This window comes from Geobacillus sp. CCR (assembly GCF_052906625.1).
In genome coordinates, this window is the sequence record NZ_JBREBQ010000053.1 from 1 (window position 1) to 15237 (window position 15237).

Annotated in this window: 14 protein-coding genes; all 14 read left to right on the plus strand. The window is 45.4% G+C overall.

Annotated elements, in window-relative coordinates:
* Window positions 1-55 precede the first annotated feature (55 nt).
* The 14 genes from ACVBDQ_RS16610 to ACVBDQ_RS16675 all read left to right on the plus strand — a co-directional run bounded on the left by ACVBDQ_RS16610 (window position 56) and on the right by ACVBDQ_RS16675 (window position 15154).
* A complete protein-coding gene (locus ACVBDQ_RS16610; RefSeq protein ID WP_446663346.1) occupies window positions 56-1258 on the plus strand; it encodes a phage major capsid protein in 1203 nt (400 codons plus the stop codon).
* Between the two features lie 11 nt (window positions 1259-1269).
* Entirely contained in the window at window positions 1270-1515 is a 246-nt protein-coding gene (locus tag ACVBDQ_RS16615; protein WP_446663347.1) for an Ig-like domain-containing protein, read from the plus strand.
* Between the two features lie 10 nt (window positions 1516-1525).
* Window positions 1526-1885: a head-tail connector protein gene (locus ACVBDQ_RS16620; RefSeq protein WP_016373272.1), complete on the plus strand. Its 360-nt coding sequence runs from the start codon at window positions 1526-1528 to the stop codon at window positions 1883-1885.
* Window positions 1886-1889: 4 nt separating this feature from the next.
* Entirely contained in the window at window positions 1890-2204 is a 315-nt protein-coding gene (locus tag ACVBDQ_RS16625) for a head-tail adaptor protein (RefSeq protein WP_446663348.1), read from the plus strand.
* Window positions 2204-2590: an HK97-gp10 family putative phage morphogenesis protein gene (locus ACVBDQ_RS16630; RefSeq protein ID WP_446663349.1), complete on the plus strand. Its 387-nt coding sequence runs from the start codon at window positions 2204-2206 to the stop codon at window positions 2588-2590. Before ACVBDQ_RS16625 ends, ACVBDQ_RS16630 begins: the two co-directional genes overlap by 1 nt.
* Entirely contained in the window at window positions 2590-2976 is a 387-nt protein-coding gene (locus ACVBDQ_RS16635) for a hypothetical protein (protein ID WP_446663350.1), read from the plus strand. The genes ACVBDQ_RS16630 and ACVBDQ_RS16635 overlap by 1 nt, the downstream gene beginning before the upstream one ends.
* Before the next feature lie 33 nt (window positions 2977-3009).
* Window positions 3010-3627, plus strand: coding sequence for a major tail protein (locus ACVBDQ_RS16640; RefSeq protein WP_446663351.1), 618 nt, complete (start codon window positions 3010-3012; stop codon window positions 3625-3627).
* A gap of 98 nt (window positions 3628-3725) precedes the next feature.
* On the plus strand, window positions 3726-4139 hold the full coding sequence (gene gpG / locus ACVBDQ_RS16645) for a phage tail assembly chaperone G (RefSeq protein ID WP_446663352.1): 414 nt from the start codon (window positions 3726-3728) through the stop codon (window positions 4137-4139).
* A gap of 122 nt (window positions 4140-4261) precedes the next feature.
* The gene (locus tag ACVBDQ_RS16650; RefSeq protein WP_446663353.1) at window positions 4262-9124 is read left to right on the plus strand and encodes a phage tail tape measure protein; all 4863 of its coding nucleotides are present in this window, start codon (window positions 4262-4264) and stop codon (window positions 9122-9124) included.
* Complete coding sequence (locus tag ACVBDQ_RS16655; RefSeq protein WP_446663354.1) at window positions 9125-11164, plus strand: distal tail protein Dit; 2040 nt, start codon at window positions 9125-9127, stop codon at window positions 11162-11164.
* Complete coding sequence (locus tag ACVBDQ_RS16660; protein ID WP_446663355.1) at window positions 11161-14280, plus strand: hypothetical protein; 3120 nt, start codon at window positions 11161-11163, stop codon at window positions 14278-14280. Before ACVBDQ_RS16655 ends, ACVBDQ_RS16660 begins: the two co-directional genes overlap by 4 nt.
* Window positions 14281-14289: 9 nt before the next feature.
* Window positions 14290-14613, plus strand: a complete 324-nt coding sequence (locus tag ACVBDQ_RS16665; RefSeq protein ID WP_446663356.1) for a hypothetical protein — start codon at window positions 14290-14292, stop codon at window positions 14611-14613.
* Complete coding sequence (locus ACVBDQ_RS16670; RefSeq protein ID WP_003573798.1) at window positions 14606-14737, plus strand: XkdX family protein; 132 nt, start codon at window positions 14606-14608, stop codon at window positions 14735-14737. The genes ACVBDQ_RS16665 and ACVBDQ_RS16670 overlap by 8 nt, the downstream gene beginning before the upstream one ends.
* Window positions 14738-14767: 30 nt before the next feature.
* Window positions 14768-15154, plus strand: coding sequence for a hypothetical protein (locus ACVBDQ_RS16675; protein WP_446663357.1), 387 nt, complete (start codon window positions 14768-14770; stop codon window positions 15152-15154).
* Window positions 15155-15237: the final 83 nt, after the last annotated feature.

Here is a 15237-nt window from a genome sequence, read left to right on the forward strand (position 1 = left end):
AAGGCATCGAATAATCGGTGCCTATTTTTATACAAAAAATAAGGAGGGTCACTAGATGACTTTAGATGAAAAATTAGCTGCTGTTAAAAAGCAACTTGATGAAAAGCGTTCAGCGTTACCAGCTATGAAGACAGAACTTCGTTCTTTACTTGAAGGTGAAGATTCCGAGGAAAACCTGAAGAAGGCAGAAGGCGTTCGTGCCAAGTATGATAAAGCTGGCAAAGAGATCAAAGATCTTGAAGAAAAACGTGACTTATACGAGGCTGCGTTGAAAGGCAATGAACAGCCGAGTGGGAAGAAGCCCGATCATCCGGAAGAGCATAGCTATCGCGATGCACTGAATGCTTATTTGCATACTCGTGGCCGTGATACAGAAGGCGTCAATTTTGAAAAGACTGATGTTGGCACATTTGCAGTTTTACGAGCTGTTCCTACTGATGCCAGTGATGCGGTAAATGCCGGTGTCAAGGCTGCAGACGCGGCCTCTACCATTCCAGAAACTATTAGCAATACACCACAGCGTGAATTGCAGACTGTTGTTGATCTGAAACCTTTCACGAACGTATTCCAAGCCTCCACACAAAAGGGTACTTACCCAACAGTTGCAAATGCCACAACCAAGATGGTCACTGTCGCCGAGTTGGAAAAGAACCCAGCAATGGCAAAACCAGAATTCAAACCGGTCAACTGGTCTGTTGAAACGTATCGTCAGGCGTTACCAGTCTCGCAGGAGTCAATTGACGACTCTGCGATTGATTTGGTTGGCCTGATTGCCCAGAACGCACAACAAATTAAGGTCAATACGACTAACGGTGCTGTTGCAACTCTGCTGAAAGGCTTCACTGCCAAGACGATCTCTAGCGTTGATGATTTGAAGCATATCAATAACGTTGATTTAGATCCTGCATATTCTCGTGTAATTATTGCTTCACAGAGTTTCTACAATTTCTTGGACACAGTTAAAGATGGCAATGGTCGCTACTTGCTACAAGATAGCATCTTGACCCCGTCTGGCAAGAGCGTTCTTGGTATGCCGATTGCTGTTGTATCTGATGATACTTTGGGCGCATCAGGCGAAGCACACGCCTTTTTGGGTGACATCAAGCGGGCAATTCTGTTTGCTAACCGTGCAGACTTCATGGTTCGCTGGGTTGATGATCAGATTTACGGCCAATTCTTGCAAGCAGGAATGCGCTTTGGTGTATCTGTTGCTGACGAAAAAGCAGGGTACTTCCTCACGTATACCCCAAAAGCGTAACGCCTGACGGAGTGACTTTGAGCCAGAAAACGTTCACGGGTGGTGTCGGTGCCACAAAAGATATCACGGTGACAGTCACTCCTGATGGCGCTCCTCAAGCAGTCGAAGCTGTGTCGAGCAATGAAAGCGTCGCTACGGTTGTTAAGAAGTCCGATGGTGTTTACACCATTACCAATCTGGCAGCGGGTGCAGCGACAATCACATTTAGCACTAATGGCATCAGCTCAACGCTTGCCGTTACTGTTAACGCTGGGTAGGTGATTGCTCTTGGCAGATACTACGCTTGACAAAAGTCCACTAACTGATGAACAGTTTCAGGTTCTGAAAATGTACTTGAAAGTTGATCAGACAATCGAAGACCCAATGATTATGCAACTGGTGCATGACGCTTGTGGGGAAATCAGTTCGGCTATTAGCTTTGGATCAGCGCCAGAACAGTTTCTTGGCAATCCGGAAACGCGAGATCGCTTCTTCACAGCGCTCATGAAGCAAGTGAAGGAAGACTATGACTACCGAGGCATGGGCGCTGAAGTCATGCGCTTTCCTTTACAAACATCAACAACAAATATTATCAATCAGCTTCGTTCAGAATTGCCGGAAGAGAATGGTGATTCTGATGCGAACTAATCGAATGACTGAAAGAATTACATTCGTTAGCTATGAGCCAAAAAAGGTTAACGGAGTTCCGGTTGATGGAGAACCCATTGAGCATATGACGGTTTGGGCGGAAGTTCCTAAGGTACCAATCAGAGAAGCAAATGATCCACAGACGAAGTTGGGCACTCGCAAAGACAGCCCGACTTTTTTAGTGCGATTTTTGACCACAGAGGAAATCCAACCAACTTGGAGAATTCAATGGCGTGGTAATGAATATCAAATCACAGGGCTTGATCCTGATTACGAGAGGCGCGATCTGACAACGATTACGGCAAAGGCGGTGAACTGATGGGCGTAAAAGTCACAGGGGATGCTGAACTGCTCGCTAATCTCAACAAACTCCAGTTTGGAGTTGCAAAAGAGGCTCGAGCGGCTGTCCGAGATGGTGCACAGAAGTTTGCCGACAAGCTGAAAAGCAAAACGCCTGAGTGGACCGGTGAAACTGATATGAGCGGACATCTGAAAGATGACATCAAGCTTTCAAGTGTCCGTGAAACGAGCGGTTTAACAGAAGTAGACGTTGGATATGGTAAAGATACCGGCTGGCGTGCTCACTTTCCAAACTCGGGGACCTCAATGCAGGACCCGCAACATTTCATTGAGGAAACTCAAGAAGTCATGCGGCCAGTTGTTATCGCTGCTTTCCTAAGCCACTTGAAGGAAGGCGGGATGTAATGGCACCTGAAAAACGTGTTTATGACATCCTGTCAGCCAATTTGGATATTGCTGACAAGGTGTATATAGGCACTCCAGACTTCAATAACCAAACTAGCGTAACTCCTGAAAGTCTAGCTCCATGGGTGAGAATCACTTCTTTGCCCGGTGATGGTGCTGACTATGCTGACGATTCTAGAATCCTAGAGTATCCGAAAGTACAAGTAGATTTTTGGGTGGGCAAAACGGACTGGGATCAACAAGAAAAAATTGAAACACAGATATATCAAGCACTACATGCGGCTGGCTGGGAAAGGTATTATCGCAACTCCTACGTTGATGGTGATACCCCAGCCCTTCGCATGACAACAGGATACTTTCAGTTTCAAGGACTGCCGATTGGCTAGTCCTTTTTATTTTCCTAAAGGAGGATTTTAAATATGGCAGATACTGCTGTAACAACTAATAAGAAGTTAGCAAAATTTGGGGCTTCGGCCTTTGAATATGGGGTTGTCGGTGATGACGACTTTGTACTAAGCACACGAAAGATGCAAGGCTTATCTAGTGTGAAATTGGATATTAAAACAGAGCAAAAGACGCTGTCCGCTGATGATGGCCCGTACTTGATTCTTTCTGGTGGCATCACAGAAGCAACCGAAACAATCGAAATGTACGATGTTGATTCCGTTATGAAGTCTGATTTATTTGGCATTAAGGTTGTTAATGGGGTTGAAGTATATCCAAAGAACCTTAGCCCTAATTACGCCGCAACTTTGTTCCGTACAAAGCTCTCAAATGGTAAATACGTTTGGGTTGGTATGCTCAAGGGAATGTTCTCACTTCCGGGCGTTGATACCAAGACTGTTGACGGCACACCAGATCCGAGTGCTGACAGCATCGAAGGCTCATTTATTCCTCGAGGTGACCAGGACACTGGCAACGTTGTGCTGATTGGTCGCGAAGACAACGATGGATTCAATTTTGATAAGTTCCACAGCTATGTATTCCCTAAGACCGCTGCAGATGCGACTATTACTCCCGCTACACCGGCTCCGTAATTCGCAGATCACACATTAGCTAGAGTGTTTCTATCATTGTCGCCTTGTAAATGCACAATACGCGAACAGCGGGCGGCTTATACCTAAGGAGATTAAGCATGGCATATCAAATTAAACTAAATATCAAAGGTGAAACTTGCGTGTTCACACGAAATGGCGAGCCAACATTACGTGATACCACGAACGCCTTAAAAGTGCAGCAACAACAATTGCGCATGTTAAACCGTAAAGATGGCCCTTCAAACGATGATTACGATGAGAACGAGAAAAACTTAGCCAAATTTGCGGTTGATTTCTGGAAAAACCAGTTTACTGCCGATGATGTTATTGATGGCTCGTCTATTTCTTTGAAATCGTTGGATTCAATCAATGATGCCATTGGCGATTCTCTAAGCGATGGCGAAGAAGATAAGAAGGACACAGCAAAAAAATCACCGAAGCGGACGTCAAAGAAGCCATTAGCAACCTTGACGACTTCTACAAAGCAAGGCTCTCTGAAGGCTACCGATTAGCTGACGTTGATGCTATGACGCTCCGCGATATTGAAAAGCTTAACCAGATTTACGAGGAACGGGAGACCACGATCGACAAGGCCTTTCCGTTCCTTTTCTAGTTCTATGAAAGGAGGTAAAACATGTTAGGAAATCTCGGACAAATTGCGGCTACCGTAAGCTTGAACATTGATCCGTTTCAAGTAAGCCAGCGAGTTTTGAACTCTTCAATTAAAGCAACTGCCGCTGAGTTGCGGGCTCAAGATGCTGCGTTTAAGGGCTCTGAAAAGTCTATCAACAACATGCGTTCAACCTATGACACATTGAGCCGCCAGTCAAAGAACTACCAAGCTCAGCTTCAGAAACAACGAGAACAGTATGATGAAAATTCGAAAGCGGTTGAAAAACTTAATAAAAGTGAGACTGCATCGCAGGAAGAAATTAATCGTGCTACAAAGCTGCAAGCTAATGCTGCATCACAGTACAATCGAACTGCTGCCGCTGCTGCACAAAATGAGAACCGAATGGCGGCCTTACGCAAAGAGATTGCGCTGCAAAGCGACGGCTGGACTAAAGTATCAAACGGTGCATCAAAGTTTGCATCTGTTACCGAAAAGGCAAGCTCTAAGCTAACCAGTTTCGGATCAACGATGACAAGGGCGGTAACTGCTCCAATTGCCATTGGGTTTGTGGCAGCAGCTAAATCTGCTATTGATTTCAACAGCCAAATTCAAGCAATGGGGCCCTTGCTGACAAATGGGGGTGCGATTACAGCTAAGTATCGTTCACAACTTGATCAACTAGCATCTGCATCTAAAAAGTGGTCGGTTGAATATGGCGTTTCCACGACTGCTATTAACGACGGCATGTCAGAAATGATCAAACGTGGCTATACTGCTGCGCAAACTTTAGGCGCTATGCCTGCAGTTCTCAATGCGGCAAAAGCGTCTGGGGATGACTTCAACGATGTTATGCATGTTTCTACATCCGTTTTGGAGCAATTTGGTCTAAAGACAGAATCAACAACGGGCATGCTCAAAAACACGTCTCGCGTTACAGATACTCTTACCTATATTGCGAACGCTACTGCAGCAGGGTTCCAAGATATGGGCGAGGCAATGACGTATGTCGGGCCTTCTGCTCATGCTGCTGGTATTTCACTCGAAGAAACAGCGGCTGCTATTGGCATTATGAGCAACAAAGGGATTGAAGGATCAGTTGCTGGCACAGCGTTACGTGGTGCTTTAACAAGACTGTTGAAGCCTTCTAAGCAAAATCTTCAAGGCTTTAATGAATTAGGCATATCTGTTGCTGATTTTAAAAAAGGAACGCTAACTCTTCCAGAGATTCTTGACAAAATCAAGAATAACACTAAGGGGTGGACAGATCAGCAACGTGCTTCTGCTGTTGCGCTTGCCTTTGGTACTGAAGCACAAGCAGGCATGAACGCCTTAATTGGTGCAGGTGGCGGTGAGCTACGCAAATATACCAGTGAAGCTGAGCATGCTAGCGGAACAACTGCCAAAATTGCTAACCAGTTAAACAATACGGATGCCGCCAAATTGAAGAGATTTCAAGAGTCGATTCATGTTTTAGGAATTGAAGTAGGTCAAAAGCTTCTACCGACGCTGACTCCTCTTATCAAAACAGCAACCGATGTTGTCAATGCCTTTACAAAAATGGACAGTGGTACGCAACAAACCATTATTAAATTTGCAGCGTTTGCGGCAGTTGTAGGGCCAGTGAGTTCTCTTATCGGTGGAGCTCTTAAGCCTGTTACTGCTTTGAGCAAAGGAATATCTGGAATTGCGGGAGTCATTGGGCGAGCATCCGTAGCCGCAAAAATTGGCGGGACTGCAATGGATGTCCTCAAGTCTGGGTTTAGCAAGACAGCCTTTGAAGCATTGAAGGTTGCACCAGCCGCAGCAGCGGCGGCAGAAGGAACTTCTGGAATGGGAGCAGCCATGGGCGGAGCCGCAGCGAGCGGAACAGGTTTGCTAGCGGCATTGGGGCCAATCGTCCCAGTTGCTTTAGGTGTTACAGCAGCCGTTGGTGCCGGTGTAGCCATCTGGGAATTGTGGGGCAAAAAGGCTCTTGAGTCTGCCGACAGAACTTCACGATGGGGCACGGACATTGGTGAAGTAGCAGATAGGTCCGCAACTAAGATGCGAGACGCTTCTGGCAAGATCAGTGGCGCTTTCACTGACACTAACCACACTGTCAAAGAAAATTCCAAAACGATCGCCAACAGTTTTGATGATATTACGAAGGCCGCTAAAGAATCGTCCAAAAATACCCAAACCGCACTCGACAAGTTGGCGAAGCAAGTCGGTGGATCGACTGCTGATCAGATTCGTAAAGACGCAGCAGAAATGAAGAAGGCCGACGATGCACGCATCAAGCAAATTGAGGCTAATGCCAAACAAGCTAAGTCAATTACTGAATCTGCCAGCAAAGAACATGTCGAATTTACTCGAGATCAAATTCAGATTCTGGATAATTTGCGCAAGAGCAGTGCAGCCGAGGCCGTTAAGACACTTAGAATTTCTGGTACCCAACAAGCGAATGTCTTAAAAGCTATTAATGGCGAAAAGATTCGGATGAGTCAAGCAGCGGCTAAGGAACAGTACAGCCAGATGCAACAGGCATTTGCTGACGAAACTGATACTTATGGCAAACATTATGCTGCCATTAAAAACTCCGCTGAGTTGAGTACGGCTCAAAAGAATAAAGCTCTTGAAAAGCTGGAAAAAGATCATCAAAGCAACATGAGCGTGATTTATGCTGGTGCGATCCAAGCAATGAAAGCGCAAGGACTATCCAACAAGACGATTCAAGAACAACTTCAAACAGAGTTTGGTGCGACGGCGTCTCAAGCTAAAAAAGCAATGAGCGCTTATTCAGAGGCAATGAGTAAGGGTGTCAAAGATAGTAAGCAATTTGCGGCCGCCGTTAATTCAAGTATGAGCAAGAGTGTTCAGAAGGCTGGTAACGATTGGAACAACCTTGTACTAGATCCTAAAACTGGTAAAGTTGTTACCAATCTGCCACAAGTTATAAAGGATACCGCAAGCACGGAAGGTGGCTGGAAACGTCTTAAATTTGACCTAAAGAATGCCAAGATTAGCTCAAATGCTAAGCAAATGATTGTCGAGGCGATGGCCTCTACCGACAAGTGGAATTCGCTGACCGTTCAAGAGAAGACAGCTCTAGTGAGGACGTCCGGTAAAAAAGAATTAGCTAACATCATAACCGAGTTTGTTTCATGGAATAAGTTCACGCCAAAAGAACAACAAGCCATCGTCAGTGGAGATTACACACCGCTTGTCAACGCACTGGTTAAAATGGGTTACTGGAATGAATTGAGTCTCAAAGAACAGCAAGCGATCGTTCATGACAAGGCTACTTTGCCACTCATTGATATCTTGACGCAGTCTGGCAAGTGGCAGGGTTTGACACTTAAACAACAAACTGCGTTGATCAATGCCAAGGGTAAAGACGAACTCAAGGACGTCTTATTCAACCTAGGTGTGTGGCAGTCAATCGATCCCAAAGATCAGTACACAACGCTAAAAGCCGTGGGCGAGGGTAAACTCGCTGACATGCTTGACCAGTTGGACCTGTGGAACAAGATTACTCCGCAGCAAATGCAGGCGGTGGTTAAAGGTGATTATTCATCTCTAGTCACGGCAATTGATGAAGTTAATGGTTGGAATCAACTGACACCTAAGCAGATGCAGATGATTGTGCAAGATAAAGCAACTGCTACCCTGATTCAGGGCATGATCGAAGCACAGTCTTGGAACAGATTATCAGTTGATGCTAAGACGGCTCTGATTCAAGCAAAGGGTAAGGAACAGCTCGCTGACGCTGTAGTTAAATTTAACTTGTGGAATCAAATACCGTCAAAGACCAAAGATTTATTGGTAAATAATGCTGATGCCCGCGCCAAACTAGTTGAGGCAGGCATTGATGTAGATGCATACGAGGCCAAACACCCGAGACCGAAAGAGTTGACGGCTAACGTCAATGATTTACTGACGAAGACTTCGCAAGCGAAAGGAGATCTAATCTCCTATGATTCTTACAAGCCGGGGATGAAGCAATTCACTGGCGATTCTTCAAATGTCACTCAACATGCTGAACACGGTAAGAGTGAGATCAATGCCTTTAACATGACTAATCCGTTGGTACGTTACTTTACTGGGGATTCCTCAAACGTGACGGCACATGCTGAACACGGTAAGGGTGAAGTCAACAGTTTCAATGGAACTAACCCATCAATGCGTTACTTCATGGGTAATGCTTCAAGCGTTGTGGGGGCTGCCGGATCTGGTAAAAACAGTATCGGAAGTTTTAATGGAACAAATCCGGGAGATAAATATTTCAAAGGCCATGATAATACGACAGGACCCGCAAGCGCCGCCAAACGTGCAGTTAGCGCATTTGGTGGGAATGAAGTCATCACGAAGACTTTCAATTTTGTGGCAAATATTCCGGACAGTATTCGGAGGCTTCTTCACTTGCAGCACGGAACTAATGATCTCCGAACGAGTTCACTGGCGATGGTGAACGATGCCCCCGGATCTAACTATCAAGAGCCTATTATCACTCCTAATGGCAACATGTTTATGTTCAAAGAACGAAATGTTGTTTTTCCGCTTGCTCGTCATTCAATGGTTATTCCTGCTGATAAGGCTCGTCGAATGAATATTCCACGTTTTGCTGGTGGCACCACAGACTTCGGAGGCGCTGCTAATAGAATAAACCAATTGAATCCGCGAACCTTTGTTACCAGCATTTCTAGTGGTAGCAATAGTCGTGTTGAGGATTTGCTAGCAAGACTGATCGAATTAACAACTTATCAGATTAGTAACCCGTCTGTTCCTGAAGGCAAGGTTGTTCTCGACAATGGGCGTGAAGTAGGACGGTGGCTGTATCCAACAATAAATAAATTGAAAAACAGAGACACCATTATGAGTAATAGAATAAGGGGGATTTTCTAAGTGGCAAATTTAATATTTGGAGGTCATAAGATTGGCAGTTCCTCTCTTCAGTTTAGTGCGGCCCGCGGCGTTTTTTCTGAAGTTGAGAATACAACCCAGTCTGTCGGTGCATCGGACGGAGAAATGCTTATTAGAAGTCGATTGAAATCGAGAATAATTCCAGTGACTTATGATTTTGTGGCGCTATCTCGTCGTGAATTTGAACGGCAGTTAGCGCCATTGCTTTATAGCTCGGGTGTTCAGAAGCTAATTATTGATGATCGCCCTGATGAGTTTTGGTATGCAAAAGTTGACGGCAAGATTGATATGGACCGGGCTTATTTTCTTGGCACTGGTACTATTAATTTTCTGGTTCCCGATGGTATCGCCCACTCGGTAGCCACGAAGACGGCTGACAACATGCCATACAAGGACGTGCCAGTGAACATGCTGACAGATTCTGGCTTTGAATCAGGACGAACCCCAGCAAACTATGTTTGGGGTGATGGTAAAGACGCAAATAGATTGTTTCTAGTTGTCGGACAATATCCTTCTTTTCCAACGCCATTTGGAACTTATATGCTTCGGATTGAAAACCAAAGTAGTGATTCATCTACCAGTCCTGATCAATACAGCGTTTTCCCACTGTCAAAGCCAGTTACTATTAAAGCCGGCGAAACATGGACCTATAGTTACAAATATGCGGCCGCAGGTTCAGCAACTGGACAAGCGTCAGACTATTTGACAACGAGCGATTTATCTCCAATTTGGGGACTGTCAATGGGTCACGCCAATAGAAACACTGATGGTGGCCAAAACACGTGGCATCAATTTTCTGCAACGATGACCGCAGACAGCGATATTACAGTCACAAATTATCGTTTTGGCTTCGTTAAAACATATTCTGGAGGTGGTTGGATATGTATTGACAATATCAAATTAGAGAAAAACGATACTGCTTCTCCGTGGTCACCTAACCCAGCGGATCCTGAATACTATTCCGACGCCATCACAGTGCCTAATGCTGGGACTTATCCATCTGAACCAGTTATCACGGCTACTATCAACGGTGATGACGGTGTGTTAACTGCTATTAATGATCAGGGCAGTGTGCTACAGTTCGGCTCTCCCGATGAGACTGATGGTTTTGTGAAGCAAAAGTCTGAACGCGTTTATCATCTCGATTTCAATCAGACACCGACAGGGGTCACGCTCAATAATGGGGTTACGGCTTTTCCTTACTATGAGCATGGCAATGATGCCAACGTACAGTCGGGACCGTTTGGATATGCAAATGGTATTGCCTACCCGTCTACTGAACGAACTGCTTCCAATTACTGGAATGGGCCTTCAATGAGCGGCACCATTCCGAAAAATTCGAATGGCTCTAACACGGCTAATTTTCAGTTTGTCAATCGTGTGAATGTTGGGACGAATGCCGCAGAAGTAGGCCGTTTCGAGTTCAATTTAACGTATCAAGGCAAGATTGTCGCTTCTCTTGCGCTGTTTGATGATAGTGCTTCAAACGATCAGTGGGTTTTTTCAGGCACAGTCTATGATGGCAGCCAAGCACAAATGCTATTTTTTGACTTACTGCCACGCAATTACTATCGTGACGGCAACTACAATGCCGTTATCACAAAAATGGGTGATCAGTTAACCTTCCGTTTGGATCGCATCGATTTAGGCGATGGCGGTATTGAGACACGGACGGTGTCAGGCTTCTCTAGTGTGCCAATTGATGGCTGGACAGCTTGGTTCCCCGGATTTTCCGATCAACGTGGTTGGTCAATTAACTGGCAAGACAGCTACTTTGAGTGGATCAACGTTGATTACTGGGATGATATTCCTAACCGCTTCAAAGACGGGGACGTTGTGAAAATTGATGTTGCTAATCGACGTGTTCTTGTCAATGGTGCAGAAGATCGGACACTGCAAACAATCGGCAATGATTGGGGCGGCTTCAAAATTCAGCCCGGAAATAACACCATTGAATTGCTCACATCAAGCTGGGCAAAGCAGTGTAAGGCTGAAGTATCTTGGCAGGAGGCATGGCTATGAAAGATTTTTATTTTGTGGATAGATCATGGCATCTGCTAGGGACTGCAACTGCTGGCGGTGGTGGGAAAATCCACATTGTCGATGATACTGATGATCAGCTTATCTCAGCAGGTGCTCGCACCTATTCAGGAACCATTCTGTTCACCCCTGAACTGTCTTCTAAGGTTCAAACGATGGCAGCACGTGGCAATTACATTTTGTATATGGATGAGCGCAATAAAGCAGTCTTTATGACAATTATGGAATCAAGTCATGATCCGCTTGCTGGTGAGGAGACATTCACTGCTGAAGATGCTGGTATTGATTTGATTAACGAGACCGTTGGTCCCTATAAAGCTCAACAAGCAATGGGTATCGCCGACTATATTAGCCTATTCACGAATGACTCGGGTTTCGAAATCGGTCTTAACGAGATCCCTAATTTGAAGCGAACGCTTGAATGGACTGGCGAGTCTGACACCACTTTAAATCGTATTCTATCTGTTGCGACTCGGTTTGATAATGCTGAACTAGACTTTAGTTTCGATGTGTCTGGAACAACAGTTGTGCGCCGCTTAATCAACATTCATAAGCGCATAGGTGCTGATAGAAACATCACACTGTATGTGGATAAAGACATCAATAAAATTGTGACGTCCGGCAGTATTTATGATCTCTATACGGCCGTCACACCGACAGGGGGTACGCCTGAAAGCAAAGATGGCGAGACCACTGATCAACAGCCAATCACGCTTCAAGGTTATCAGTGGACAGATCCCGATGGTCGTTACGTGTTAACGAAAGAAGGTGTTTTGCTTGACCCGGTAGCCAACCAAACATGGAGCAGACTTTTAGCTAAGGGTGGTGCACCGAGTGTCAATGCAGCGTATATCAATCGTGTTGTCACTTATACGGCTACTTCGCAAGCGACTTTGCTTCAGTCTGCACTCTCTGATCTTAAGACTCACAATCATGAGGCAGTCAATTACGAGACCGACATTGCTGTGCTGCCTAAAAATATCAACATTGGTGATACGATCCATTTAGCTGACGAGAATGAGCAATTGTACTTGTCGGCTCGCTTGCTAGAACTCAAATCAAGCTATTCGATGGATACACACACAGCAACATTGGGAGACTACCTAATTGAGCATGATCAGGTAGCAGCCCAATATCGGCAACTTGCTGAGCAGATCAAAAATTTGCCTAAAACGGTTCAATACTATCCATGGATTCGCTATGCCGATGACGATCAAGGCACGAATATGAGTGCTTTGCCTGCTGGCAAGAAGTATATGGCGGTTGTGTACAGCAACAAATCATCCGTGCCAAGTGACAATCCGGCTGATTACGCCGGCAAGTGGGCATTGATTAAGGGCGCTGATGGTGCTGATGGTGTTCCCGGTGCCAAGGGTGCCGATGGCCGTACAAGCTATTTTCACACCGCTTGGGCGAATGATGTAAGCGGTCAAAGTGGGTTCACGGTATCCGGTGGTGATGGCAAAAAGTATATTGGCACGTACAGCGATTTCACACAGGCAGACAGCACTAATCCGGCTGATTACAACTGGGCGCTTTTTAAAGGTGAAGACGGTGATGTGGGACCCAAAGGTGATCAAGGTTTGCCCGGTGCCAAGGGTGCCGATGGTCGTACTGCCTATACTCACTTTGCTTACGCAAATAGTCAAGATGGGAAGACCGACTTTTCAACAACTGATTCTAATCGCAAGTACATTGGTTTCTACAGCGACTTCACATCTGGCGACAGCACGAATCCAAGCGACTATAACTGGTCGCTAATCAAGGGCGCTGATGGTGCGAATGGTAAAGATGGGGTGCCGGGTAAAGCAGGTGCCGATGGCAAGACATCGTACTTCCATATTGCCTATGCCGATAGCAGTGACGGTATAACGAACTTTTCGCTCGATACTCCTGGTTCTAGAAAATACATTGGTAGTTATACAGACTTCACGCAAGCCGATAGCACAAATCCAGAACTTTATTCTTGGCAATTGGTACAAGGGCCAAAAGGTGAAGATGGTGCTGATGGTGTGCCGGGCCCTAAGGGAGCTGATGGCAAAACTAGCTACTTTCATACAGCCTATGCTAACAGCATTGATGGGAAACAAGGATTTTCAACCACAAATGGCAATGGTAAGTCTTATTTCGGCCAATATGTTGACCAGACCAAAGCGGATAGTACCGATCCCACAAAATACTCATGGGCATTGTTCAAAGGTACTGATGGTCGTGACGGCAAAGATGGTAGCGATAATGTGCCAGTCATTACTGTTGGTGCAGCGTATCCATCAGGCCCCAAAAAGGGGGATATGCATTGGCTGACTGATAGCAGCGGTGTTGTAACGGGATATTATACCTATGATGGGACTAAATGGAACCCTTATAAAATCGACGCTAAGATTCTTTCGGCAGAAACATTTAACGGCATGACCTTCAACGGGGTTACATTTACCGGGTCTAAGTTCATTTCTTCATTTAAAGGTGTCAAACCCGATGGCGTTGCTGACTATACCGTCCACGGGACAACCACAATGGCCGATGGCAAGATCGTCACAGATACGTATTCGGATACTGACAACAGTCAGGTGACGCATACCGAACTCAGCCAATTTGGCTTGCTAAGTCAAATTTATAACAAAGGCACGCTGATGGATAGTGCGCAACTATCGTTAGGTATGTTAACGCTAAGCGGCAACTATCAAACTGCCAGTAACAAGCCGTTGGAGTGGATCACCAGCAGCTTAGATGCTTTAAGAGTCTTGCAATTAACAAATAATAACTTGCTTGTTTGGCATGGCGCTTTCTATCCGCAATCTGGAGATACTGCAACAATATCGACGCCACTTTCAAAGACTTTATCTGGATGGTTAATTGCATGGAGCTATTATCAAAACGGATCACAAACGTATAACAACTATGCGTTCACGCTGTTACCAAAGGCCGCTTTGATTTATAACACGACTGGTGCTAACTATTTAAGAGTGACCTTCACAATGAAGGATGTTGGAACCATCTTCAAAGTTCTGTGGTATGACGACACACATATTGTTGGCACGGCTGAGAACAATACGGGCTCGTTATCAAAGGCGGTTATGACTGAGGTATACGCAGTTTAGGAGGCTGTTATGGAAGCTGACAAAGTAAAAGCAATTTTTAACACTGATGAAGATGGCTATATCACTGGCTACCAGCAGGAGTTTTGGGACGGCAGTCAGTGGCAAACGCCATTCGATGATGAGAAAGCCATTCTGATTGCACCGGAAGAACTGAAAAAGATTGCCATTGGCGCCTCAAAGCTGGCTGATGACGGTACTGTTGTAATAGATACCGATAAGCAAGCAGCGCTAGAAAAAGCGGCTAATCAAGTGAAATCGACCGGAGAACAGATGCTACTCGCAAATTTAACTCTCGAAGTAGCACAGCTGAAGGCGGCGAAATCAAGTGACTAATTATGATCAGTGTGCACTACTTTACAGTTGGGGGATTGATTTAACACCTTATGTACCGGTAATGATCACCCCAGATCAATACAAACAAATCACAGGCAGTGACTATGTCGCCAGCAAAAGCTAGCGGCTATTTTTGTGGAAGGAAGTGATGACAATGCTAAATAAAATCAGAGATCACCCGACACACACAGCACTCGCCATTGGCATGGTTGCCATTGGCTTGTTTCTGATCATCAATGACCATTATTTCATCTGGCCCCCACATTACTCTGACTGGTTAAACGATGACATTGTGGGGTTTTTGTTTGTCATTGATGGACTCGGGATTGGGGGTTGGGTGCTATGGGAAACACAGTTAGCAGTGACCAATCGTCTGTTGCTCACAACTGCCAGCTTTTTAATGTCGTTCTTGACAATACTGCAATTCCTGACCTCAATCTCAACTGGAATCTACTCAAGTTGGATCAGCAATGCGATCATAACAGCCTTCGTGCTGATTCTGGCACGAAGGAGTGACAGCCGTGACAGCAGCGATAGCTAAGTTCATTGTCGATTCTACTCCTTACATTGCAACCATCGTTTCAACGCTTGTAGCTTATCTGACCTACCATTAGGGTAAACGTA